The sequence below is a fragment of the Pseudomonas asplenii genome (assembly GCF_001293465.1).
Lineage (GTDB): Bacteria > Pseudomonadota > Gammaproteobacteria > Pseudomonadales > Pseudomonadaceae > Aquipseudomonas > Aquipseudomonas fuscovaginae_B.
On sequence record NZ_JSYZ01000031.1, the window covers coordinates 1 to 22,440 of the forward strand.

Consider the following 22,440-nt stretch of genomic DNA (forward strand, 5'->3'; position numbering starts at 1 on the left):
GAGCAGGGCTTGCCCGCGAAGGAGCCCTTGAACCTTGGCTGGAATACTGACCGGATGCCTGAATCAGGTCCGGAAACGCTTGACCAGGCTGTCCAGCTCATTGGACAGCCCGGCCAGGCTCTGGGAGTCCAGCCGCGCCGAGTTTGCCAGTTCCGCCACCAGTTGCGCATCGCCATGAATCTGGCTGATGTGCCGGTTGATGTCTTCGGCCACCTGATGCTGCTCCTCCGCCGCCGTGGCGATCTGGGTGTTCATGTCACGGATCACGTCCACCGATTCGCGGATCTGCCCGAAGCTGCTGCGGGCCAGGCCGATGCGTGTCACCGACTCCTGCGAAACCTCGAGGCTGGCGTGCATCTGTTGCGCCACCTGGCTGGTGCGCTTGGCCAGGTTGCCCAGCAGCCCGTCGATTTCCGCGGTGGAGTCCGCGGTACGCTTGGCCAGTGCCCGCACTTCGTCCGCCACCACGGCGAAGCCACGGCCCTGCTCGCCGGCCCGGGCCGCCTCGATCGCGGCGTTCAGCGCCAGCAGGTTGGTCTGTTCGGCGATCGAACGGATGGTGCCGAGGATCGACTGGATGTTGTTGCTGTCATTCTCCAGTTGCTGCATCGACTGGGCCGACTGTTCGATTTCATGGCTCAACTGGTCGACGCTGTGCACTGCCGCGTCGATCTGCTGCTGGCCTTCGCGGGCCTGGCGCTGGCCGCTGTCGGCGGACTCCGCAGCCTGGCTGCAGGAGCGCGCGACCTCGTTGGCGGTGGCGACCATCTCGTGGAAGGCCGTGGACACCATGTCCACCGCTTCGCGCTGGCGTCCGGCGGCGTCGGCCATGTCGTTGGAGACGCGGGTCGAGCTGTGCGACGAATCGAGGATCTTGTTCGCCGACTGGCCGATATGCTGGATCAGCCCGCGAATCGCCCCCAGGAACTGGTTGAACCAGCCGGCCAGTTGCGCGGTTTCGTCGCTGCCACGGACCGTCAGGTTCTGGGTCAGGTCGCCATTGCCCTGGGCGATGCCCTCCAGGCCGCTGGAAACCCCACGGATCGGCCGCACGATGAGGCTGGCGAAGCTGGCCCCGACCAAGGCGAAGACTACCGCGAGCACCAGGGCGATGATCCCGATCAGCCAGGTCAACTGGTTGGCGCTGCTCATCACTTCGCTCTGCTTGACCATGCCGATGAAGGTCCAGCCCAGCTTTTCCGATGGCCAGACATTGGCCATGTAGCGTTCGCCATCGATCTCGACTTCCACCAGGCCCTTGCCGGCCTTGGCCAGTTCGGCATAGCCGCCGCCGAGGCTGTCGAGGTTCTTGAAATTGTGCTCCGGCTGCTTGGGGTCGACCAGCAGGTTGCCGCTGTTCTCCATCAGCATCAGGTAGCCGCTGTCACCGAGCTTGATCTGCTTGACGATTTCGGTGAGCTGCTTGAGGGTCACGTCGACGCTGACCACGCCGCCCTGGGCGCCAAGCTTGTTGTCCACGGTACGCACGGTCGCGACCATCACCGCGTCGTCGGGTGCCCAGTAGTAGGCCGCGGTGCGCACGGTCTTGCCGGGGTTGGCCAGAGCGGTCTTGTACCAGGGACGTGCGCGTGGATCGTAATTGTTGAGCTTCAGGTCTTCCGGCCAACTGACATAGCCGCCGGTGCCGACGCCATAGGACACGTAGGAGTAGGCCGGGTGGGTCTTGGCCAGGCCTTCGAACAGGTCGAATATCTGCTTGTCCTGCTCGCCGAGTGGCCCCTGGGGCGGGGTGGCGCTCATGTAGGTCTTGAGGCTGCCATCGGCATTCCTGAGCAGCGGATGATTGGCCATGTAATCGATGTTCTGGCTGACCCCATCGAAGAACACCTGTATCGCATTGTTGACCTGGCGGATTTCCCGGCCGCTGCCATCGACGAAGTTGGTGCGCGCCTCACTGCGCAGATTCAATACCACCAGGGTGGCAACCAGCACCACCGGCAAACAGGCGACGACTGCAAACGCCCAGGTCAACTTCTGCTTGATGTTCATCCGCGCTCCAGATTTGTTCTTTTTGGCCCGCGGGCGACGATGACACGCGGAACAGGGCTGCTGTGAAGGTCGAGCGGCAATGAAGATCCGTTTCGCAGGCGGCGTGCCGAATGTCCGACAAAATCACCACTCTCTCTGAGCGCTTCGGCCCAGATGGAAAAAAATTTAGACCATCTGGCGAATATTCGCGTTTTTGCCGAGTATTCGTGTTCCGGTCACGGTCGGAGATGAGAGGATGCAGGAGTGGGAATGCTCTGGCAGGTGTCGGCTATCATCCTGTAGCCCGCTGGAATTGCCGCAGGAATCTGGCACATTGAGTGCATTGGAGGGCATTCGAGGTCGGCATCTTTCGCACGCTGTGCGAGGATGGTCGTGCACGAATGATGGTCGCGTATTTGGTAACAAGGACCCAGAATAAAAGCTGATGAAGACTCCAAAACGCATTGAACCGCTGATCGAGGACGGTCTGGTCGACGAGGTGCTGCGCCCACTCATGAGTGGCAAAGAGGCAGCTGTCTACGTGGTGCGCTGCGGCAAAGAGCTGCGTTGCGCCAAGGTTTACAAGGAGGCGAACAAACGAAGTTTTCGTCAGGCGGCCGAGTATCAGGAAGGCCGCAAGGTGCGTAACAGCCGCCAGGCCCGGGCTATGGCCAAGGGTTCCAAGTTCGGCCGCAAGGAAGCCGAGGATGCCTGGCAGAACGCCGAAGTGGCGGCGCTGTTCCGCCTGGCCGGTGCCGGTGTGCGGGTGCCCAAGCCGTTCGACTTCCTCGATGGCGTGCTGTTGATGGAGCTGGTGGCGGACGAGCACGGCGATGCCGCGCCGCGTCTCAATGATGTGGTGCTGGAACCGGAGCAGGCGCGCGAGTATCACGCCCTGCTGATCTCGCAGATCGTGCGGATGTTGTGCGCCGGCCTGGTGCACGGTGACCTGTCGGAGTTCAATGTGCTGCTGGCACCGGATGGTCCGGTGATCATCGACCTGCCCCAGGCGGTGGATGCGGCGGGCAACAACCATGCCTTCAGCATGCTCGAACGCGATGTCGGCAACATGGCCGCGTACTTCGGCCGCTTCGCCCCGGAGCTCAGGCAGACCCGTTATGCCAAGGAAATGTGGGCCCTGTACAAGGCCGGCACCCTGCATCCGGAGAGCGTCCTGACCGGCCGGTTCGCCGAGGAGAAGGGACGGGCGGATGTCCGTGGCGTGCTGCGCGAGATCGAGGCGGCGCGTTTCGACGAGGAACGCCGGCAGGCGATCCGCTCGGCAGAAGATGCCCCGCGCGGGCGCCATGCCGAAGAGCCGACGCCCCCCTGGATGCAGCGCTGATACGCAGGCTCAGGCCTTGGCGCAACAACTGCCCGAGGCCAGGTCCTTGAGGATCGGGCAGTCCGGGCGGTGATCGCCATGGCAATGCTCCACCAGTTCCTGCAAGGTGTCGCGCAAACCGACCAACTCGTCGATCTTGCGGTTCAACTCGTCGATATGCTGGCGTGCCAGGGCCTTCACGTCGGCGCTGGCGCGCTGGCGGTCCTGCCAGAGCGTCAGCAGCTTGCCGACTTCCTCCAGGGAGAAGCCCAGGTCCCGCGAGCGCTTGATGAACGCCAGGGTGTGCAGTTCATCCGGACCGTAGAGACGGTAGCCGCTGTCGGTGCGGCTGGCGGCCCTGAGCAGGCCGATGGACTCGTAGTAGCGAATCATCTTGGCGCTCAGGCCACTCTGGCGGGCTGCTTGGCCGATGTTCATGCCGTCTCCTTCAATCGAGGTCTGTAGGTTTCCAGGTCTTGAGCAGCAACGCGTTGCTGACCACGCTGACGCTGGACAGGGCCATCGCCGCGCCCGCCAGTACCGGGTTGAGCAGGCCAAAGGCGGCCAGCGGGATGCCGATCAGGTTATAGACGAAAGCCCAGAACAGATTCTGCCGGATCTTCGCATAGGTCTTGCGGCTGATTTCCAGCGCCGCCGGTACCAGTCGTGGATCGCCGCGCATCAGAGTGATACCGGCGGCCTGCATGGCGACGTCGGTGCCGCCGCCCATGGCGATGCCGATATCCGCGGCGGCCAGGGCCGGGGCGTCGTTGATGCCGTCGCCGACCATCGCCACCACGCCGCTCTTTTTCAGTTCGCCGACGGTAGCGGCCTTGTCGGCCGGCAACACTTCGGCGTGCACATCGTCGATGCCCAGGGCCTCGGCCACCACGTTGGCGCTGCCGCGGTTGTCGCCGGTCAGCAGGTGGCTGCTGATCTGCCGTGCGCTCAGTTGGGCGATCGCCTGCGCTGCGCCGGCCTTCAGCGTGTCACCGAAGGCGAACAGTGCCAGCACCCGGGGTTGCGGACTCTGTTCGATCAGCCAGGACAGGGTCCGGCCCTCGGCCTCCCAGGCTTGCGCCGCGTGTTCCAGGGGGCCGGGCTGTAGCCCGCTTTCGTCGAGCAGGCGGCGGTTGCCCAGGGCCAGGGCGCGGCCGTCCAGTTCGCCGGCGATGCCGCGGCCGGTCAGCGAGCGGCTGACCCGGATATCCGCGACCGCCAGGCCGCGTTCGGCACAGGCATCGAGCACCGCCCTGGCCAGCGGGTGTTCGCTGCCGCGTTGCAGGGCGCCGGCCAGTTGCAGGGCCTGCGCTTGATCCGCGTCGACGGCCGACAGGTGGGCGATGCGCGGGGTGCCGGAGGTCAGGGTGCCGGTCTTGTCGAACACCACGCGGCTGACCTCATGGGCCCGCTCCAGGGCTTCGGCGTCCTTGATCAGGATGCCGTGGCGCGCGGCGACGCCGGTGCCGGCCATGATCGCGGTGGGCGTCGCCAGGCCCAGGGCGCAGGGGCAGGCGATCACCAGCACCGCCACCGCGTTGATCAGCGCCGTTTCCAACGGCGCACCGTACAGCCACCAGCCGACCAGGGTCGCCAGGGCCAGCAGCAGGACGCTGGGGACGAACACCTGGCTGACCTTGTCCACCAGCTTCTGGATCGGTGCCTTGCCGGCCTGGGCGTCTTCCACCAGGCGGATGATCCGCGCCAGGACGGTTTCGGCACCCAGCGCCAGGGTCCTGACCAGCAGGCGGCCTTCGCCGTTGATGGCGCCGCCGGTGATCCTGTCTCCCGGCTGTTTCGGCACCGGCAGGCTTTCGCCGCTGATCAGAGCCTCGTCGGCGTGGCTCTGGCCCTCGACCACCTCACCGTCGACCGGAAAGCGCTCGCCGGGCTTGACCAGCACCAGGTCGCCCAGGCGCAGGGCGCTGATGGCGACGTCCTGCTCGCGGCCATCGATCACCTGGGTCGCCCGTTCCGGACGCAGGGCTTCCAGGGCGCGGATGGCACTGGCGGTCTGGCGCTTGGCGCGGCTTTCCAGGTATTTGCCCAGCAACACCAGGGCGATCACTACCGCCGAAGCCTCGAAATACAGGTGGGGCATGTGCCCCGGGTGGGCGTTGGCCCACTGGTAGAGGCTCAGACCATAGCCGGCGCTGGTGCCGAGGGCGACCAGCAGGTCCATGTTGCCGGCACCGGCCCTGACCGCTTTCCAGGCCGCGACGTAGAAGCGTGCGCCGAGGATGAACTGCACCGGTGTCGCCAGGGCGAACTGCAGCCAGGCCGGCAGCATCCAGTCGTACCCGAAGGGCTGGGCGAGCATCGGCAGCACCAGCGGCAGGGCCAGGGCGAGAGCCAGCAGCAGGTGCCAGCGTTCACGCCCCAGGCGTTGTTCCTGCGCCTGGGCGACGTGGCTGTCGGCCTCGTGCAGGCTTGCCGAGTAACCGGCGGCCTCGACAGCGGCGATCAGCGTGGCGGGGTCTGGCTGCCCGAGCAGTTGGACGTGGGCTCGTTCACTGGCCAGGTTGACGCTGGCGCTGCGTACGCCGGCGAGCTTGTTCAGCGCCCGTTCGACCCGGCCGGCACAGGAGGCACAGGTCATGCCGCCGATGTCCAGTTCCAGCTCCTGGCTGGGCACCTGGTAACCGGCCTGCTCGACTGCCTGCAGCAGCGCCGGCAGGCTGTCGGCGGGGGCCTGGACCCGGGCCTGTTCGGTGGCGAGGTTGACGCTGACCGCACTGGCGCCTGCCACTTTGCGCAGGGCCCGCTCGACCCGGCCGGCGCAACTGGCACAGGTCATGCCGGCGATCGGCAGGTCAAAGGAGATGGATTGCGTCATGGGCGATACTCCTGAAGAAGTTGCCCACAGGATCAACCTTGCCACGTGGGCAAGGTCAAGCCTCTATTTGTCGCACGTGGTTCATTGATAACCCAGGGGCACCTGCTTGAGGCGCAGGCCGGCGGGGCTGGCGACAATGGCGAACTTGCGCACGTCGCCGCCGTTGAGCTTGATCACCTGCTCGGGCGCCGCCAGCATGCTGGCGTTGCAGCCCGGGGCCTGGCTCGGCAGGGATTTGAGGCGCACCGAAACATCGCCAGGCGGCAGGTTGAAGGAGGTGGCCTGCTCCTGGAACAGCCGCGCCGACAACTGGTCCTGCAGGTAGACGCCGATTTCACAGGGGGTCGAGACCTCCAGGCGTTCGCGGGAGATGATCAGCACCCCATAGTTTTCTCCGGCGGCGCTGGCAAAGGGCGACGCCCCGAACAGGCTGAGAAGGCCAAACAGGCCGAAAGCTGACCAGCGCATGGCTGAATCTCCTACGGTTGAATCGTTGATGACGAAGCTTGGCGCAGGGGCGAGCGAAATGCCAGCCCGGCAGATTGTCCAGGAACTTGACCTTGCCATCGTGGCAAGCCTGAAACTGTCTTCAACCTCAATACAGGAGAAGCGTCATGCAAGTCTTCAATGTTCAAGGGATGTCCTGCGGTCACTGCGTCAAGGCGATCACCGAAGCGGTCCAGGCCCGGGACCCGGCGGCCAGTGTGCGGGTCGACCTCGGGGCGAAGGAAGTCGGGGTGCAGAGCCGACTGTCGGCCGATGAGATCATCAGCGTCATCGTCGAGGAAGGCTACCAGGCGAAGCTGGCCAGTTGAAATCGGGGCCTGCCCGACTGACCGAGTACGTTGGTCGGGTATTTATTTAGTTAGCGACCTATCGGAATGTTCAAGGCATTCGTGCACGGTTAGACTACGCGGCCCTGCGCACAGCTGCTGACCGGATGCCCGATGAACCTACGTACAATTCTGATTCTTGGGGCCCTGAGTGCCTTCGCCCCCCTGGCCATCGATTTCTACCTGCCGGGGTTCCCGGCGATGGCCGTCGCCTTTGGCACCGACGAAAAACATATTCAGCTGACGCTGGCGGTGTACTTCTTCGGCCTGTCCATCGGCCAACTGGTGTACGGTCCGCTGGCGGATCGCTTTGGCCGGCGTGGACCGTTGCTGGTCGGTGTCGGCCTGTTCACCGTGGCGTCGCTGGCCTGTGCCTTCGCGCCGAGCCTGGAGTGGCTGATCGCCGCGCGGTTCCTGCAGGCGCTGGGGGGCTGTGCGGGTTCGGTGATTTCCCGGGCGGTGGTCAGCGACCAGTGTGACGCGGTGGGTTCGGCCAAGGTGTTCTCGCAACTGATGCTGGTCACCGGACTGGCGCCGATCCTGGCGCCGATGCTCGGTGGGGTGCTGGTCAACCTCTACGGCTGGCAGTCGATCTTCATCGTGCTGACGTTGTTCAGTGCCTTGTCCGCCTTGGCCGTGGCCCTCGGCCTGCCGGAGAGCCTGCCCGCCGGCCAGCCGCGCCAGCCGTTGTCGGGCGCGCTGCGCCAGTATGGGCGCCTGTTGTCCGACCGGGTGTTCTTCGGCCACGCCCTGACCGGTGGCATCGCCATTGCCGGGATGTTTGCCTACATCGCCGGTTCGCCTTTCGTCTTCATCAAGTTGTACGGCGTGCCCGCCGAGCATTACGGCTGGTTGTTCGGCAGCAACGCCGCGGGCTTCATCCTGGTGGCCCAGGTCAATGCCCGCCTGCTGGGCAAGCTGGGGCCGGCGCTGCTGCTGAGCCGCGCGGTGTGGGCCTACGTGCTGGCAGGGCTGGTCCTGCTCGGTATCAGCACCTTGCACCCCACGCAGCTCTGGCCGTTGCTGATCCCGCTGTTCATCTGCATCGCCAGCCTTGGCTGCATCGTCCCCAACGCCGCCGCCTGTGCCATGCGCGGTCAGGGCGCGCGGGCCGGCAGTGCCTCGGCGATGCTCGGCTGCCTGCAGTTCAGCGTCGCCGCCGGTGCAGCGTCCCTGGTCGGGTTGCTGCACGATGGCAGTGCGACGCCGATGGCGCTGGTGATCGCGTTGTGCGGTGTGCTGGCGGTGACGGTCGCCATGGTCACGCGGCGCCTGGAGAGGGCGCGGGTGGTCGCCGGCTGAATCAGCCTACGGCACGCTGTTGTTCGGGAAAGGTATGGGGAGCCTGCAGGCGGGCTTGCAGGGTGGTGACGAAGGCGCGGGCTTCGGCTTCGCTGCGGAATGTCACTGCATGCTGGTCGAGCCGGACCTGCCACTGGCTGCCGTTGGTTTTTGCTAACTCTTTTACAAGGATCTTCATGGCTGACTTCCTTTGGTTGGCAAAGGCGGCCATTGTAAACCTGAATCCGTGTATGAATATGACGGTGATCAAGGATCTGACTGACGGTATTTCCGCCTCTTTTGTCAGAGGCGGATGACGGATTTTTGCCGGCGATTGCCGGCTTTTCTCGCCTGGGATATCACCGCGGGAACGACGATCCGCACCATCGTTCCCGCCGTCACTGCTCAGAACCCTTCCAGCACGATCTTGCCCTTGGCCTTGCCGCTTTCCAGCAGGGCATGGGCTCGGCGCAGGTTGCTCGCGTTGATCCGGCCGAAGTGTTCGCCGAGGGTGGTCTTCAACACGCCCGCGTCGATCAGTTCGGCGACCCGGTTGAGCAGGTTGTGCTGTTCGATCATGTCCTCGGTCTCGAACATCGAGCGGGTGTACATGAACTCCCAGTGCAGCGACAGGCTCTTGCGCTTGAGCTGGCTGACATCCAGGCTTTTCGGGTCATCGATCAGCGCCAGCTTGCCCTGGGGCTTGAGGGCCTCGACCAGTTGTTCCAGGTGGGTGTCGGTCTGGGTCAGGCTGGCCACATGGGTGACCTGGGCCTGGCCCCGGCCCTTGAGCTCTTCGCTCAGCGGTTTGCTGTGGTCGATCACCAGGTCGGCACCGAGTGCCTGCACCCAGTCCCGGGTCTCGGGGCGCGAGGCGGTGCCGATGACCTTCAGGCCGGTCAATTGGCTGGCCAGTTGCGTCAGGATCGAACCCACGCCCCCGGCCGCGCCGACGATCAGCAGGCTCTGGCCCTGGTCGGCCTGGCCTTCGCTGACCTGCAGGCGCTCGAACAGCAGTTCCCAGGCGGTGATCGCGGTCAGCGGCAGGGCCGCCGCTTCGGCGAAACCGAGGCTTTTCGGCATGTGCCCGACGATGCGCTCGTCGACCACATGCAGTTCGCTGTTGGCGCCGGGGCGGATCAGCGAGCCGGCATAGAACACCTTGTCGCCGACCTTGAACAGGCTGACCTCGCTGCCGACCGCCTTGACCACGCCGGCCACGTCCCAGCCCAGCACCCGGGCTTCGCCGTTGGCCGGCGGCATGTTCTGGCGGACCTTGGTGTCCACCGGGTTGACCGAGATGGCCTTGACCTCGACCAGCAGGTCCCGGGGACCTGCGACCGGGGCGGGCAGTTCGATGTCTTGCAGCGACTGTGGATCGTCGATGGGCAAGGCGGCGTAGAAGGCAATGGCTTTCATGATGGGCTCCGCAAACGCGATAGGGGATGAGAAGGGGCGGGCCCCTTCGATGGCGCAATGATTGGCTATTTCCCTTGGCGATAAAACCGGCTAGAACTGCAGGCTCTTTCAATGATTTTTTGATAATGCCGAGGGCCGGGATGCTGCGTTTCGATGATTTGCAATTGTTCGTCAGGGCGGCCGACCTGGGCAGCCTCTCCGCCGCGGCACGGGTCATGGACCTGTCGCCGGCGGTGGCCAGCGCCTCGCTCAAGCGCATCGAGCAGCAGCTCGGCGCGCGTCTGCTGGCCCGCTCGACCCGCAGCCTGCGGCTGACGGCCGAAGGCGAGGGATTCCTGGAATACGCCCGTGCGGCCCTGAGCAACCTTGATGAGGGACGGCGCCTGCTGGCCAGCGGGCAGGACCAGGTCAGCGGTGTGCTGCAGTTGTCGGCACCTTCGGATTTTGGTCGCAACGTGTTGCTGCCCTGGCTCGACGAGTTCCAGCGCGAGCATCCGCGGCTGACGGTGCGTCTGCTGCTGGGCGACCGGATCGCCGACCTGTTCCGCCAGCCGGTGGATATCGCCCTGCGTTATGGCGAGCCGGAGGATTCGAGCCTGGTCGCGCTGCCGATCGCCGCCGACAACCGCCGGGTGCTGTGCGCCGCGCCAGACTACCTGGCCCGGCATGGCGAGCCGACGACCGTGGAGCAACTGGCCCAGCACAATTGCCTGCTGTTCATGCTCGGCAGCCGGGTCCATGATCACTGGAGCTTTCACGATGGTCGGCGCGACATCGGACTGACGGTCAGCGGCGACCGTTTCAGCGACGATGCCGACGTGGTGCGCCTGTGGGCGCTGGCCGGGGCGGGGATCGCCTACAAGTCCTGGCTGGATGTCGGTGCCGATGTGCTGGCCGGGCGCCTGAAGGTGCTGTTGCCGGAACTGTCCTGCGAGCGGGCGCCGCTGAATCTGCTGTGCGCCCATCGCGCTCAATTGAGTAAGCCGGTGAACCTGTTGCGCGAGATGCTCACCCGGCGTTGCGCCGAGCTGTCGCGGCGGGCCCCGGTGCGCCCCGCGCGCGGCATGGAATAGCTGGCGCCTCTTGTTACAACCCGTGCAGGAATAAAAGTCGGCGCCTGTGGCATTGTGGTTTAGGCTTGAATCTATTGGATCCAATGCCCGAGAGATGACACGTATTTTGTTACGTTTGCCGGAGTTGATCGACGGATAGCCAGGAATTCCCGGCTTTTGGCCTTTTTGCATCCTGGTTTGAATTCAGGACATGCTCGGTATGGCGTTGTGTATTCGATCAATGTTTCAACAGGGAGTGAAGACATGGAATATGCACCTTGCATCAGTCAGATAGCCACGCTGCTTGCGGACCCCAAGCGCAGTGCGATGATGTGGGCGTTGCTTGACGGCAGCGCGCGGTCCGCCGATGAACTGGCCCTGCTGGCCGGGTTGTCCCTTTCATCCGCCAGTGCCCATCTGGCACGGCTCAGTGCCGGCGGCCTGCTGCGCCTCGAGGCCCGTGGGCGCAAGCGTTTCTTCCGCCTGTCCGCGCCGGAGATCGCGACGGCCGTGGAAGCCCTGGCCAACGCATCGCTGGCCAGCGCACCGTTGGCGGTGAACCACTCGATCAAGCTGCAGGCCCCGGACGCGGCGGCGCTCAAGCGTGCGCGACAATGCCACGACCACCTCGGTGGCGAGCTGGCCTGCGAGCTGTATCAGCGGCTGCTGGCGGCCGGCTGGATCGAGCAGCACGACCAGCGCATCCGGGTGACCAGCATCGGCGCCCAGCGTTTCGCCGAGCGCGGCTTGTACATCCAGGCGTTGGCCCATGGACGCCACGAGACGGTCTGTGTCTGCCATGACGTGCGCGAACGCCGTCCACACCTGGGCGGCGTTCTTGGCGCGGGCCTGTTGCAGTTGTTCCTGCAGTCGGGCTGGCTTGGCCTGATGGAGGACTCCAGGGCGCTGCGAGTGTCTGCCAACGGTGAACGGCAGATCGACAAGTTCGCCGCCCTGGTCGAGCTCGAACTGGCCGGCTGAGCCGCGCCGCTGTCTGCGGCAGGGAGGCCGCAGGCGTCGCTCACGGTTGTGGGCAGGTCGTCCTCAGGCGCAACGCCATCCGGTGATGCCGCACACTCGATCGAGCATTCGAATCGAGGGATATCCCATGGAAACTCAAGGCTACAGCGCGGCGGAACGTCTGGAGCGGTTACCGATCAGCGGTTATCACCGGCTGATCTTCATCATCATTGCCCTGGCCTTTTTCTTCGACTCGATGGACCTGGCGATGATGACCTTCCTGCTCGGCTCGATCAAAGCCGAGTTCGCCCTGAGCAGTGCCCAGGCCGGCCTGCTGGCCAGTTCGAGCTTTTTCGGCATGGTGCTGGGGGCTTCGTTGTCGGGCATGCTCGCCGACCGTTTCGGACGCAAGCCGGTGTTCCAGTGGAGCATCGTGTTGTGGGGGCTGGCCAGCTACCTGTGTTCCACGGCGCAGACCCTGGAGATGCTGACGCTGTTCCGGGTGCTGCTGGGGATCGGCATGGGCATGGAATTCCCGATCGCCCAGTCGATGCTCTCGGAGTTGATTCCGACCAAACGACGCGGGCGCTATATCGCCCTGATGGATGGCTTCTGGCCGCTCGGTTTCGTCGCGGCGGGGCTGCTGTCGTATTTCCTGCTGCCGCTGGTGGGCTGGCGGGACATCTTCCTGGTGCTGGCGGTGCCGGCGGTGTTCGTCCTGGCGATCCGCTTCTTCATCCCCGAATCGCCGCGCTGGCTGGAACAGGCCGGCCACCACGACGCGGCGGACCAGGTGCTGCGCGGTATCGAGGAACGCGTACGGGCCTCGCTGAAACTTGCCACGCTGCCGACGCCGGAGCGCCTGCCTCGTGGTGTCGGGCGTGAGCCGAGCTTCTTCGCCGCGTTCCGGCAGTTGTGGTCGCCGCTGTACCGCCAGCGCACCCTGATGATCTGGAGCGTCTGGTTCTTTGCCTTGCTGGGCTTCTATGGCCTGACCTCGTGGCTCAGCGCGTTGCTGCAGCAGTCGGGGTTCGCGGTCACCCAGTCGGTGTACTACACGGTGCTGATTTCCCTCGGCGGGATTCCCGGTTTTCTGGTGGCGGCCTGGCTGGTGGAGTTCTGGGGGCGCAAGCCGGTGTGCATCGTCACCCTGCTCGGCGGCGGGGTAATGGCGTTTCTCTATGGGCAAAGCGCGGTGTTCGGGGGTGAAGTGAGCCTGTTGATCGGCTCCGGGCTGCTGATGCAGTTCTTTCTGTTCGGCATGTGGGCGGTGCTCTACACCTACACGCCGGAGCTGTATCCGACCTCGGCGCGGGCGACCGGCTCGGGGTTCGCCTCGGCCATCGGCCGGGTCGGTTCGCTGCTCGGGCCGTTGGTGACCGGCTTGGTGTTTCCGGTGCTGGGGCAGGGCGGGGTGTTCGCGCTGGGGGCGCTGTGCTTTGCGATCGCGGCGCTGGTGGTCGGCTGCTTCGGCATGGAGACCCGCGGGCGTTCGCTGGAAGAACTGAGCGAGGCGGCTGGCTGATTCGGCCGTGGCCAACGCCCCTTGTGGGAGCCGGGCCTGCCCGCGAAGCTTTTAGCGGCCTCAACGGCCTCTTCGTGGGCAAGTCGGATCGCCGCACCGCCGGCTCCTACAGGTATCGGTCCAGATACAGCTACTGGTCAGATACAGGGATCGGTCATGGCTTGACCAGGCGCGCATCCAGGCTGTTCTGCGCCAGGCGCCGGGCCTGGTCCTGGGTCATGCCCAGGTGGGTGTGCAGGGCATGGAAGTTCTCGGTGACATAACCACCGAAGTACGCCGGGTCATCCGAGTTCACTGTCACCTTCACCCCACGCTCGAGCATGTCGAGGATGTTGTGTTGGGACATGTGGTCGAACACGCACAGCTTGGTGTTCGACAGTGGGCAGACCGTCAGCGGAATCTGCTCGTCGATGATGCGCTGCATCAGTCGCTCGTCCTCGATGGCGCGCACGCCGTGGTCGATCCGCTGGATCTTCAGCAGGTCGATGGCTTCCCAGATGTACTCCGGCGGACCTTCCTCGCCCGCGTGGGCCACGGTGAGGAAACCCTCGGCGCGCGCGCGGTCGAACACCCGCTGGAACTTGCTCGGCGGGTGACCCATTTCCGAACTGTCCAGGCCGACCGCGACGAACGCATCACGGAATGGCAGAGCCTGGTCCAGGGTCTTCTGCGCTTGCTCTTCGCTCAGGTGCCGCAGGAAGCTGAGGATCAGGCCGTTGGTGATGCCCAGTTGCTGCTCGCCATCCTTGAGGGCGGCGGCGATGCCGTTGAGTACCACTTCGAAGGGAATGCCCCGGTCGGTGTGGGTTTGCGGGTCGAAGAACGGCTCGGTGTGGACGACGTTCTGTTCCTTGCAGCGCAGCAGGTAGGCCCAGGTCAGGTCGTAGAAGTCCTGGGAGGTGCGCAGCACGTCGGCGCCCTGGTAGTACAGGTCGAGAAATTCCTGCAGGTTGTTGAAAGCGTAGGCCTGGCGCAGGGTGTCCACGTCCTTCCAGGGCAGGGCGATCTTGTTGCGCTCGGCCAGGGCGAACAACAGCTCGGGCTCCAGCGAGCCCTCGAGGTGCAGGTGCAGTTCGGCCTTGGGTAGGGCGTTGAGCCAGTCGTACATGTTCGGTTCTCATCAGGTGCAGATCGTGAACATTCTACAGATGTGAAACAAAATATTTGCTAAAACCTGACCAGGCGTTCAGCGTGCCTCTGTCGCCTACAAGGAAGAAACGCTGTCGGTTCGCCGCAGTCTGTAAGTCATCACCCTCGAGATCCTCCGATGCTCACTCTGTTACGAGAAGAAAAATACCTGCTGTTGGCCCTGATCATGGCCGTGCTCGCCTTCCCCCTGGAACATGCGCTGCTCGGCAACGGCCGTGGCGTGGCACTGATTGCCGGGCTGGTGCTGATCGGCGCCATCGTCTGCGCCTCGATGCGCGTGGCGCACCATGCCGAGTTGTTGGCGGAAAAGGTCGGCGACCCCTACGGCACGATGATCCTGACCCTGTCGGCAGTGCTGGTGGAAGTGGTGATCCTGGCGATCATGATGAGCAACGAAGCGTCGCCGACCCTGGTGCGCGACACCATCTATTCGGCGGTGATGCTCGATATCAACGGCATCCTCGGCCTGGCCGCGCTGATGGGCGGCATCAAGCATGGCGAGCAGCCCTACAACGATGACTCGGCGCGCACCTACAGCGTGATGATCCTCACCGCCATGGGCGTGTCCATGGTGGTGCCGGAGTTCATTCCCGAGTCGGACTGGAAGGTCTATTCGGCGTTCACCATCGGCGCGATGGTGCTGCTGTATACCCTGTTCCTGCGCATGCAGGTCGGCCCGCACAGCTACTTCTTCAGCTACAGCTACCCGGAGAAAAAACGTCGTGAGGCGGGCCATGAGGAACATGCGCCGGGTGGCCTGACCCAGTCGATCGTCACCCTGGTGCTGGGGATCGTGGTGATCGGCGCCCTGGCCGAGGTGATGTCCAAGGCTCTCGATCTCGGCCTGGAAGGCAGCGGTGCGCCGCCGGTGATCACGGCGATTCTGGTGGCGGCCATTTCCGCCGCGCCGGAAATCCTCACCGCCCTGCGTGCGGCCCTGGCCAACCGCATGCAGTCGGTGGTCAACATCGCGTTGGGCGCGTCGCTCTCGACAGTGATCCTGACGGTGCCGGTGATGGAGGCCATGGCGCTCTACACCGGCCAGCCGTTCCAGATGGCGATGACGCCGGTGCAGACGGTGATGGTGCTGATCACCCTGGTCGTCAGCGCGATCAACCTCAACGACGGTGAAACCAACGCCATCGAGGGCATGACGCACTTCGTGCTGTTCGCCACCTTCGTCATGCTCTCGCTGCTGGGACTGTAGGCCGGCCTTACCAGGGAATGGTCTCGCCCTTGTAGTTGATGAAGTGATGGCCGCCGCGGCCGGCGAAGGCGTTCACCTGGTCGACCAGGCCGCGGGTGCTGGTGGCGACGTCGATCTGCGCGTCTTCGCCGCCCATGTCGGTCTTCACCCAGCCGGGGTGCATCGACAGCACGGTGAAGGTCGGCGCCTCGATTTCGCTCAGGAAGCTGTTGGTCATCGAGTTCAATGCGGCCTTGCTGGCCTTGTAGAAGGCCAGCTCCGGCGCGTCGGGGGTGGTCACGCTGCCCAGCCCCGAGCTCATGAAGGCAATCACGCCATAGCCCGGGCGGATCTGTCCGACGAAGCGCTGGGCCAGGGCGACCGGTGCGATGGCGTTGGTCAGAAACAATTGGCCGATATCCGCCAGTGAGGCATTGGCCGGCTTCTGGTCGGCCGGGCCCTTGACCCCGGCGTTGACGAACAGCAGGTCGAACACCTGGCCTTGCAGGCGCTCGGCGAGGGCGGCGGCGGCGGCCTGGTCGTCCATGTCCAGGGTCTCGATGCGCACCGGGCCGGCCGCTTTCAGCGCGTCGGCCTTGCCGGCATCGCGCACGGTGGCGGTGACGTTCCAGCCATCGGCCAGCAACTGTTGCACCAACCCCAGGCCGAGGCCTCGGGAGGCGCCGATGATCAATGCGTTCTTACTGCTCATGGGGGTAATTCCTTGTGTCATGAAGTCTGGATGCTCAAGGGACAACGCTGTTGCAGGCGCAGTTCGTCCGGCCCGGCGATGCGCGTTTCGACCAGGTTCGGCTTGCTCTTTAGCCGTTGCGTGACCTGCGCAGGGTTTGACCTTCGAGCATACTCCAGGCTCCAGGCTCTGTGTTCCTTGAATCAGCCTGGCGTTGCACGGGCTGGGTGCTCAAGCCTGAGAGAATGGGGCGTGGTTGATCAAAAAATAGCCAGTTGTGCGCCGGCCAGATCGGATCGGCCGCCGGGCCACCCTTGCACGGGTTATCCACAGCTTGCTCCACAGTATTTGTGAGCAAGCGCCAAAGCCGGGCATAAGCGCCGCGCGGCTATCTCCGAAACGCGATAAATGCGCCTAAGCCGTTGTTTCGAGAACGTTTCGCCGGCGCTGGCAAACAACTGTACGAAAACTGATCAGTGCCCGCAAAGCCACGGTGCAGAAGGGTTGCAGCCGGCTGTGCTCAGGTTATCCACAGTCGGGCCCACAGCGATTGTGGGCAAACTGGCGTCGAGTGTCGTCAGCGCTTGTGGACAAGTCTCAGCGTTGCAGCAGGATGCGTCCGCGACTCAGGTCGGCCAGTTGGCGTTGCAGGGTATCGATCAGGCTCTCGCCGACCGCCAGTTGCAGCTCCACGCCGTTGGCGGTGAAGTGTTCCTCCACCACCAGACCGCCGGCCTCGGCCACCCGTAGCTTGACCAGCGCCAGTTCGCTGAAGCTGCAGGCGCAGTGCAGCGGGACCCGGCTGATCAGTTCGATGCGCTCGGCATTCTGCAGGCATTTGTTGGCCCCGCCGCCATAGGCGCGGGCCAGGCCGCCGGTGCCCAGTTGGATGCCGCCGTACCAGCGGATTACCAGCACCACGACCTGGTCGCAGTCCTGCGCCTCGATCGCCGCCAGGATCGGCCGGCCGGCGGTGCCGCCGGGCTCGCCGTCGTCGCTGCTGCGGTACTGGTCGGCAAGCTTCCAGGCCCAGCAGTTGTGGGTGGCATCCAGGTCGCTGTGCTGTTCAATGAAGGCCTGGGCTTCGGCAACGCCGGTGATCGGCGCGGCGAGGGTGATGAAGCGGCTTTTGCGAATTTCCTCTCGGTATTCGCAAACGCCGGCAAGGGTAAAGGGCATACGGAATCGGCTTTGAGTGAAGGGTCAGAGCGGCGGCGTCAGGCCGCAGCCTTTGAGGATGATGCGGATCAGGTTGTTGCCGGCCTCTTCCATGTCCTGTTTGGTCAGGCGCGAGCGACCGGTGACGCGGCAGATCTGCGTGGCGAAATCGGCGTAATGCTGGGTGCTGCCCCAGAGCAGGAAAATCAGGTGGACCGGGTCGACCGGGTCCATCTTGCCGGCGTCGATCCAGGCCTGGAACACATTGGCCCGGCCCTGGAACCAGGCACGGTAGTCCTGGCTGAAATACTCGCTCAGGCATTCGCCGCCGCTGATGATCTCCATGGCGAAGATTCGCGAGGCCTGTGGCTGGCGCCGGGAGAACTCCATCTTGGCGCGGATGTAGCGGCTCAGGGCCTCGGCCGGATCGTCTTCGGCGCTCAAGTGGTTGAAGGTGCTGTCCCATAGTTCGAGGATGTTGCTCAACACCGCGACGTACAAGCCCAGCTTGTTGGTGAAGTAGTAATGCAGGTTGGCCTTGGGCAGCCCGGCATTCTGCGCGATGGTGTTCATGCTGGTGCCTTTGAAGCCGTGACGGGCGAATTCGTCTTCGGCGGCCCTGATGATCGCTTCTTCGTTCTTCTGGCGAATGCGGCTGGCGGGTTTTCCGGCGTGGGCAGGGACTTCAACGGTCATAGGCAGTTCCGAGCTGGTCTGTGGGTGCAACCTGTGCACAGATAACTTACCCGCCGGGTTCAGACAAGTCCTGACATCATATAAAGCCTGAATGTGGGCTGATTGGGGGGCTTTGGGCGAATAGTTGACGCCAATTACCCGGTTTTGCAGGTTTCCAGGGGCTGCCACAGGTGCAGACGCGGCCATGGGACCCGGGCTGTGCAAGTTCATGGGCTCAGCGTGTCGCCGCCAGGCTTTCCAGGAAACTTTCCAGTACCAGGTGCGGACGCCGGCCCTTGCGCGTCACCGACGCCAGGCTCAGGTCGTAAAAGCGGCTGCTGGCCTTGAGCGCGCGCAGGCGTCCCTGTTGCACCCAGAGGCTGGCGTAGTGATCCGGCAGGTAGCCGATGTAGCGCCCGGTCAGGATCAGGAAGGCCATGCCTTCGCGGTCGGAAGCGCTGGCCGTGCAGTTGAGCGCCTGGTAGTGCGCCTGGATCTCGGCCGGCAGGCGGAAGGTCGGCGCGATCGCATCCTGGGCGTTGAGGCGCTCGTCCGCCAGTTGCCGGTCATCGACATAGAACAGCGGGTGCCCCACCGCGCAGTACAACAGCGAACGTTCGCTGTACAAGGGCTGGTATTCCAGCCCGGAGAGCGCGCTGGCCTGGGGCACCACCCCGACATGCAGGCGGCCATCCAGCACGCCTTGCTCCACTTCGTTGGGCGCGATCATGCGGATCTGGATCTGCACGTCGGGCCCGCGCTCCTTCAACTGGGCCAGGGCATGGGTAATGCGCATGTGGGGCAGGGTCACCAGGTTGTCGGTCAGGCCGATGGTCAACTCGCCGCGCAGGTGCTGGTGCAGGCCGTTGACCTCGGTGCGGAAACTCTCCAGCGCGCTGAGCAACTGCAAGGCCGACTGATAGACCTCGCGGCCTTCCTCGGTCAGGGAAAAGCCGGCGCGCCCGCGTTGGCACAGGCGCAGGCCGAGACGCTGTTCCAGGTCGCTCATCTGCTGGCTGATCGCCGAGCGCCCGATGCCGAGCACGGTTTCCGCCGCCGAGAAACCACCGCATTCCACCACGCTGCGAAAGATCCGCAGCAGGCGGATATCGAAGTCGCTGACTTGCGCCAGCGGGTCGGGGCGACGGCTGCTCATGGTTTAGTGTGCTCTTAACTGAAGGTTAGAAAAGTTGCATTTCACCGACTTTATCGCCGTGGCAACTTACTCGCAATAACGCTCTCAACGTCCACGCCGCTTAAATGCCCTGCGAGGTTTCGCCGATGAACATGCCTGAAAACGCTCCGTCTTCCGTAGCCAGCCAGCTCAAGCTCGATGCGCACTGGATGCCTTACACCGCCAACCGCAACTTCCAGCGTGACCCGCGGTTGATCGTTGCTGCCGAGGGCAGCTGGCTGACCGACGACAAGGGGCGCAAGGTCTATGACTCGCTGTCGGGGCTGTGGACCTGCGGTGCCGGGCATACCCGCAAGGAAATCCAGGAAGCGGTGGCCAGGCAGTTGAGCACCCTCGATTACTCGCCGGGCTTCCAGTACGGCCATCCGCTGTCGTTCCAGCTCGCGGAGAAAATCACCTCGCTGACGCCGGGCAACCTGAACCACGTGTTCTTCACCGACTCCGGCTCCGAGTGCGCCGACACCGCGGTGAAGATGGTCCGCGCCTACTGGCGTCTGAAAGGCCAGCCGACCAAGACCAAGATGATCGGTCGTGCCCGTGGCTATCACGGTGTGAACATCGCCGGCACCAGCCTGGGCGGCGTCAGCGGCAACCGCAAGCTGTTCGGCCAGGCCATGCACGATGTCGACCACCTGCCGCACACCTTGCTGGAGAGCAACGCGTTCTCCCGTGGCATGCCGGAGCAGGGCGGTGTGGCGCTGGCCAACGAACTGCTCAAACTCATCGAGCTGCATGACGCCTCGAACATCGCCGCCGTGTTCGTCGAACCGATGGCCGGTTCCGCCGGCGTGCTGGTGCCGCCCCAGGGCTATCTCAAGCGTCTGCGCGAAATCTGCGATCAGCACAACATCCTGCTGGTGTTCGACGAAGTGATCACCGGTTTCGGCCGCACTGGCAAGATGTTCGGTGCCGACAGCTTCGGCGTCACCCCGGACCTGATGTGCATCGCCAAGCAGGTCACCAACGGTGCCATTCCGATGGGGGCGGTGATCGCCAGCAGCGAGATCTACCAGACCTTCATGAACCAGCCGACCCCCGAGTACGCGGTGGAATTCCCCCACGGCTACACCTACTCGGCGCACCCGGTGGCCTGTGCCGCCGGCCTGGCTGCACTCGATCTGCTGCAAAAGGAAAACCTGGTGCAGCGCGTGGCCGAAGTCGCGCCGCATTTCGAGAACGCCCTGCATGGCCTCAAGGGCAGCAAGAACGTGATCGACATCCGCAACTTCGGCCTGGCTGGCGCGATCCAGATCGCGCCGCGGGATGGCGATGCCATCGTGCGTCCGTTCGAAGCCGGCATGGCGCTGTGGAAAGCCGGTTTCTATGTGCGCTTCGGCGGTGACACCCTGCAGTTCGGCCCCACCTTCAACAGCAAGCCGGAAGACCTCGATCGTCTGTTCGATGCGGTCGGCGAAGTGCTGAACAAGCTCGACTGATTCCGCCCGGTAGCAAAGAACCTTTTGCGGGAGCGAACGCTGCGCTCCCGCCGACCCCATTCAGGAGCCCCCAATGAGCGCAATCCAGCATCTGATCGATGGCCAACTGGTCAACGATTCCGGCCGCACGGCCGCGGTGTACAACCCTTCGACCGGCCAGGTCATCCACCAGGTACCGCTGGCGAGCCGCGAGACCATTCAGCAGGCCATCGATTCGGCCAAGGCGGCGTTCCCGGCCTGGCGCAACACCCCGCCCGCCAAGCGTGCCCAGGTGATGTTCCGCTTCAAGCATCTGCTGGAGCAGAACGAGGCGCGTATCGCCCAACTGATCAGCGAAGAGCATGGCAAGACCCTGGAGGACGCCGCCGGCGAACTCAAGCGCGGGATCGAGAACGTCGAGTACGCCTGTGGCGTGCCGGAGTTGCTCAAGGGCGAGTACAACCGCAACGTTGGCCCGAACATCGATGCCTGGTCGGACTTCCAGCCCCTGGGCGTGGTGGCCGGTATCACGCCGTTCAACTTCCCGGCCATGGTGCCGCTGTGGATGTACCCGCTGGCGATCGCCTGCGGCAACTGCTTCATCCTCAAACCGTCCGAGCGTGATCCAAGCTCGACCCTGTTTATTGCCCAACTGTTGCACGAAGCCGGCCTGCCCAAGGGCGTGCTGAACGTGGTGCATGGCGACAAGGGCGCGGTGGATGCGCTGATCGAGGCGCCGCAGGTCAAGGCGCTGAGCTTCGTCGGTTCGACGCCGATCGCCGAATACATCTATGCCGAGGGCACCAGGCGCGGCAAGCGCGTGCAGGCTCTGGGCGGCGCGAAGAACCATGCGGTGCTGATGCCGGATGCGGATCTGGACAATGCCGTCAGTGCACTGATGGGCGCGGCCTACGGTTCCTGTGGCGAGCGCTGCATGGCGATTTCGGTGGCGGTGTGCGTCGGTGACCAGGTGGCGGATGCCCTGGTGGCCAAGCTGGTGCCACAGATCAAGGCGCTGAAGATCGGTGCCGGCACGTCCTGTGGTTTGGACATGGGGCCGCTGGTCACCGCTGCCGCCCGGGACAAGGTGGTGGGCTATATCGATGACGGTCTGGCTGCCGGCGCCGAACTGGTGGTGGATGGTCGTGGTTTCAGCGTTGCCGGCCATGAGGAGGGTTACTTCGTCGGCGGTACCCTTTTCGACCGCGTGACTCCTGAAATGCGCATCTATAAGGAAGAGATCTTCGGGCCGGTGCTGTGCATCGTTCGCGTGGACAGCCTGGAGGCGGCCATGCAACTGATCAACGATCATGAGTACGGCAACGGTACCTGCATCTTCACCCGTGACGGTGAAGCGGCACGACTGTTCTGCGACGAAATCGAAGTGGGCATGGTCGGGGTCAACGTACCGCTGCCGGTGCCGGTGGCCTACCACAGCTTCGGTGGCTGGAAGCGTTCGCTGTTCGGCGACCTGCATGCCTATGGTCCGGATGGGGTGCGTTTCTACACCCGGCGCAAGGCGATCACCCAGCGTTGGCCGCAGCGTGCCAGCCATGAGGCTTCGCAGTTCGCCTTCCCCAGCCTGTAAGTAGAAGGGAAGAAGAGAAGGCCGGCCCCTTGGGGCCGGCCTTCTGTTTTTGGGGCTCTTTGAAGTTTATGACAGAAATCTGAAAATAACGGTTGACGCTCATTCCCTGGGGCCTATAATGCGCCCCACTTCCGGCGCAGTCCGAACGGAAAACTCCTTGAGAT

General features: G+C 64.4%; 20 protein-coding genes and 1 pseudogene. 9 read left to right on the plus strand and 12 right to left on the minus strand.

The window, feature by feature from the left end; all coding sequences use genetic code 11:
- Positions 1 to 63: 63 nt before the first annotated feature.
- Both PF66_RS34110 and PF66_RS34115 read right to left on the minus strand, forming a co-directional pair.
- Positions 64 to 831, minus strand: a complete 768-nt coding sequence (locus tag PF66_RS34110) for a methyl-accepting chemotaxis protein (protein WP_416773413.1) — start codon at positions 829 to 831, stop codon at positions 64 to 66.
- A gap of 90 nt (positions 832 to 921) precedes the next feature.
- Positions 922 to 2,010 (minus strand): annotated as a pseudogene (locus PF66_RS34115) (cache domain-containing sensor histidine kinase); the annotation flags it as partial.
- Between the two features lie 424 nt (positions 2,011 to 2,434).
- Here PF66_RS34115 and PF66_RS30060 point away from each other — a divergent pair.
- Positions 2,435 to 3,334, plus strand: coding sequence for a PA4780 family RIO1-like protein kinase (locus PF66_RS30060; RefSeq protein ID WP_054060658.1), 900 nt, complete (start codon positions 2,435 to 2,437; stop codon positions 3,332 to 3,334).
- 9 nt (positions 3,335 to 3,343) lie between these two features.
- Here PF66_RS30060 and cueR read toward each other — a convergent pair whose 3' ends face one another.
- The 3 genes from cueR to PF66_RS30075 all read right to left on the minus strand — a co-directional run bounded on the left by cueR (position 3,344) and on the right by PF66_RS30075 (position 6,617).
- Positions 3,344 to 3,751: a Cu(I)-responsive transcriptional regulator gene (gene cueR, locus PF66_RS30065; protein ID WP_054060659.1), complete on the minus strand. Its 408-nt coding sequence runs from the start codon at positions 3,749 to 3,751 to the stop codon at positions 3,344 to 3,346.
- 10 nt (positions 3,752 to 3,761) lie between these two features.
- Positions 3,762 to 6,149, minus strand: a complete 2,388-nt coding sequence (locus PF66_RS30070; protein WP_054064680.1) for a heavy metal translocating P-type ATPase — start codon at positions 6,147 to 6,149, stop codon at positions 3,762 to 3,764.
- An 81-nt stretch (positions 6,150 to 6,230) separates the two neighbouring features.
- On the minus strand, positions 6,231 to 6,617 hold the full coding sequence (locus PF66_RS30075) for a hypothetical protein (protein ID WP_017903813.1): 387 nt from the start codon (positions 6,615 to 6,617) through the stop codon (positions 6,231 to 6,233).
- Between the two features lie 146 nt (positions 6,618 to 6,763).
- Here PF66_RS30075 and PF66_RS30080 point away from each other — a divergent pair, with 146 nt between their 5' ends.
- Together PF66_RS30080 and PF66_RS30085 are read left to right on the plus strand one after the other, a co-directional pair.
- On the plus strand, positions 6,764 to 6,964 hold the full coding sequence (locus PF66_RS30080) for a heavy-metal-associated domain-containing protein (RefSeq protein ID WP_054056988.1): 201 nt from the start codon (positions 6,764 to 6,766) through the stop codon (positions 6,962 to 6,964).
- Between the two features lie 132 nt (positions 6,965 to 7,096).
- Positions 7,097 to 8,284 (plus strand): multidrug effflux MFS transporter, encoded by a 1,188-nt coding sequence (locus PF66_RS30085; RefSeq protein WP_054064681.1) that lies wholly within the window; start codon positions 7,097 to 7,099, stop codon positions 8,282 to 8,284.
- Position 8,285: 1 nt separating this feature from the next.
- On the opposite strand, the gene PF66_RS33245 is transcribed toward PF66_RS30085, so the two are convergent.
- Positions 8,286 to 8,462, minus strand: a complete 177-nt coding sequence (locus PF66_RS33245) for a hypothetical protein (RefSeq protein ID WP_192842657.1) — start codon at positions 8,460 to 8,462, stop codon at positions 8,286 to 8,288.
- Between the two features lie 206 nt (positions 8,463 to 8,668).
- Complete coding sequence (locus PF66_RS30090; RefSeq protein WP_054064682.1) at positions 8,669 to 9,682, minus strand: zinc-binding alcohol dehydrogenase family protein; 1,014 nt, start codon at positions 9,680 to 9,682, stop codon at positions 8,669 to 8,671.
- A 140-nt stretch (positions 9,683 to 9,822) separates the two neighbouring features.
- On the opposite strand from PF66_RS30090, the gene PF66_RS30095 reads away from it, so the two are divergent.
- The 3 genes from PF66_RS30095 (at position 9,823) to PF66_RS30105 (ending at position 13,219) form a co-directional block, all read left to right on the plus strand.
- Complete coding sequence (locus PF66_RS30095) at positions 9,823 to 10,755, plus strand: LysR family transcriptional regulator (protein ID WP_054064683.1); 933 nt, start codon at positions 9,823 to 9,825, stop codon at positions 10,753 to 10,755.
- A 243-nt stretch (positions 10,756 to 10,998) separates the two neighbouring features.
- Positions 10,999 to 11,715, plus strand: a complete 717-nt coding sequence (locus PF66_RS30100; RefSeq protein WP_054056985.1) for an ArsR/SmtB family transcription factor — start codon at positions 10,999 to 11,001, stop codon at positions 11,713 to 11,715.
- A gap of 127 nt (positions 11,716 to 11,842) precedes the next feature.
- Positions 11,843 to 13,219 (plus strand): MFS transporter, encoded by a 1,377-nt coding sequence (locus tag PF66_RS30105; protein WP_054064684.1) that lies wholly within the window; start codon positions 11,843 to 11,845, stop codon positions 13,217 to 13,219.
- Between the two features lie 154 nt (positions 13,220 to 13,373).
- On the opposite strand, the gene PF66_RS30110 is transcribed toward PF66_RS30105, so the two are convergent.
- Positions 13,374 to 14,327: an adenosine deaminase gene (locus PF66_RS30110; RefSeq protein ID WP_054056984.1), complete on the minus strand. Its 954-nt coding sequence runs from the start codon at positions 14,325 to 14,327 to the stop codon at positions 13,374 to 13,376.
- A 159-nt stretch (positions 14,328 to 14,486) separates the two neighbouring features.
- On the opposite strand from PF66_RS30110, the gene PF66_RS30115 reads away from it, so the two are divergent.
- Complete coding sequence (locus PF66_RS30115; RefSeq protein WP_054064685.1) at positions 14,487 to 15,575, plus strand: calcium:proton antiporter; 1,089 nt, start codon at positions 14,487 to 14,489, stop codon at positions 15,573 to 15,575.
- A gap of 7 nt (positions 15,576 to 15,582) precedes the next feature.
- Here PF66_RS30115 and PF66_RS30120 read toward each other — a convergent pair whose 3' ends face one another.
- The 4 genes from PF66_RS30120 to PF66_RS30135 all read right to left on the minus strand — a co-directional run bounded on the left by PF66_RS30120 (position 15,583) and on the right by PF66_RS30135 (position 19,234).
- Positions 15,583 to 16,266 carry an SDR family oxidoreductase gene (locus PF66_RS30120; RefSeq protein ID WP_054056982.1) on the minus strand — a complete coding sequence of 228 codons (684 nt, stop codon included), beginning with the start codon at positions 16,264 to 16,266 and terminating at the stop codon, positions 15,583 to 15,585.
- Between the two features lie 576 nt (positions 16,267 to 16,842).
- Positions 16,843 to 17,424 carry an IMPACT family protein gene (locus PF66_RS30125; RefSeq protein WP_054056981.1) on the minus strand — a complete coding sequence of 194 codons (582 nt, stop codon included), beginning with the start codon at positions 17,422 to 17,424 and terminating at the stop codon, positions 16,843 to 16,845.
- Between the two features lie 24 nt (positions 17,425 to 17,448).
- A complete protein-coding gene (locus PF66_RS30130) occupies positions 17,449 to 18,099 on the minus strand; it encodes a TetR/AcrR family transcriptional regulator (protein ID WP_054056980.1) in 651 nt (216 codons plus the stop codon).
- A 214-nt stretch (positions 18,100 to 18,313) separates the two neighbouring features.
- The gene (locus PF66_RS30135; protein WP_054056979.1) at positions 18,314 to 19,234 is read right to left on the minus strand and encodes a LysR family transcriptional regulator; all 921 of its coding nucleotides are present in this window, start codon (positions 19,232 to 19,234) and stop codon (positions 18,314 to 18,316) included.
- 125 nt (positions 19,235 to 19,359) lie between these two features.
- Between PF66_RS30135 and PF66_RS30140 the strand changes: the two genes are divergently transcribed.
- Both PF66_RS30140 and PF66_RS30145 read left to right on the plus strand, forming a co-directional pair.
- The gene (locus tag PF66_RS30140) at positions 19,360 to 20,709 is read left to right on the plus strand and encodes an aspartate aminotransferase family protein (RefSeq protein WP_054064686.1); all 1,350 of its coding nucleotides are present in this window, start codon (positions 19,360 to 19,362) and stop codon (positions 20,707 to 20,709) included.
- 73 nt (positions 20,710 to 20,782) lie between these two features.
- Positions 20,783 to 22,276: a CoA-acylating methylmalonate-semialdehyde dehydrogenase gene (locus tag PF66_RS30145; RefSeq protein ID WP_054056977.1), complete on the plus strand. Its 1,494-nt coding sequence runs from the start codon at positions 20,783 to 20,785 to the stop codon at positions 22,274 to 22,276.
- Positions 22,277 to 22,440: the final 164 nt, after the last annotated feature.

What these genes read in the sequence shown, in the direction of transcription:
- PF66_RS34110 (WP_416773413.1), bottom strand. Translation starts at nt 831, where the DNA reads ATGGCCGACGCCGCCGGACGCCAGCGCGAAGCGGTGGACATGGTGTCC.
- PF66_RS30060 (WP_054060658.1), top strand. Translation starts at nt 2,435, where the DNA reads ATGAAGACTCCAAAACGCATTGAACCGCTGATCGAGGACGGTCTGGTC.
- cueR (WP_054060659.1), bottom strand. Translation starts at nt 3,751, where the DNA reads ATGAACATCGGCCAAGCAGCCCGCCAGAGTGGCCTGAGCGCCAAGATG.
- PF66_RS30070 (WP_054064680.1), bottom strand. Translation starts at nt 6,149, where the DNA reads ATGACGCAATCCATCTCCTTTGACCTGCCGATCGCCGGCATGACCTGT.
- PF66_RS30075 (WP_017903813.1), bottom strand. Translation starts at nt 6,617, where the DNA reads ATGCGCTGGTCAGCTTTCGGCCTGTTTGGCCTTCTCAGCCTGTTCGGG.
- PF66_RS30080 (WP_054056988.1), top strand. Translation starts at nt 6,764, where the DNA reads ATGCAAGTCTTCAATGTTCAAGGGATGTCCTGCGGTCACTGCGTCAAG.
- PF66_RS30085 (WP_054064681.1), top strand. Translation starts at nt 7,097, where the DNA reads ATGAACCTACGTACAATTCTGATTCTTGGGGCCCTGAGTGCCTTCGCC.
- PF66_RS33245 (WP_192842657.1), bottom strand. Translation starts at nt 8,462, where the DNA reads ATGAAGATCCTTGTAAAAGAGTTAGCAAAAACCAACGGCAGCCAGTGG.
- PF66_RS30090 (WP_054064682.1), bottom strand. Translation starts at nt 9,682, where the DNA reads ATGAAAGCCATTGCCTTCTACGCCGCCTTGCCCATCGACGATCCACAG.
- PF66_RS30095 (WP_054064683.1), top strand. Translation starts at nt 9,823, where the DNA reads ATGCTGCGTTTCGATGATTTGCAATTGTTCGTCAGGGCGGCCGACCTG.
- PF66_RS30100 (WP_054056985.1), top strand. Translation starts at nt 10,999, where the DNA reads ATGGAATATGCACCTTGCATCAGTCAGATAGCCACGCTGCTTGCGGAC.
- PF66_RS30105 (WP_054064684.1), top strand. Translation starts at nt 11,843, where the DNA reads ATGGAAACTCAAGGCTACAGCGCGGCGGAACGTCTGGAGCGGTTACCG.
- PF66_RS30110 (WP_054056984.1), bottom strand. Translation starts at nt 14,327, where the DNA reads ATGTACGACTGGCTCAACGCCCTACCCAAGGCCGAACTGCACCTGCAC.
- PF66_RS30115 (WP_054064685.1), top strand. Translation starts at nt 14,487, where the DNA reads ATGCTCACTCTGTTACGAGAAGAAAAATACCTGCTGTTGGCCCTGATC.
- PF66_RS30120 (WP_054056982.1), bottom strand. Translation starts at nt 16,266, where the DNA reads ATGAGCAGTAAGAACGCATTGATCATCGGCGCCTCCCGAGGCCTCGGC.
- PF66_RS30125 (WP_054056981.1), bottom strand. Translation starts at nt 17,424, where the DNA reads ATGCCCTTTACCCTTGCCGGCGTTTGCGAATACCGAGAGGAAATTCGC.
- PF66_RS30130 (WP_054056980.1), bottom strand. Translation starts at nt 18,099, where the DNA reads ATGACCGTTGAAGTCCCTGCCCACGCCGGAAAACCCGCCAGCCGCATT.
- PF66_RS30135 (WP_054056979.1), bottom strand. Translation starts at nt 19,234, where the DNA reads ATGAGCAGCCGTCGCCCCGACCCGCTGGCGCAAGTCAGCGACTTCGAT.
- PF66_RS30140 (WP_054064686.1), top strand. Translation starts at nt 19,360, where the DNA reads ATGAACATGCCTGAAAACGCTCCGTCTTCCGTAGCCAGCCAGCTCAAG.
- PF66_RS30145 (WP_054056977.1), top strand. Translation starts at nt 20,783, where the DNA reads ATGAGCGCAATCCAGCATCTGATCGATGGCCAACTGGTCAACGATTCC.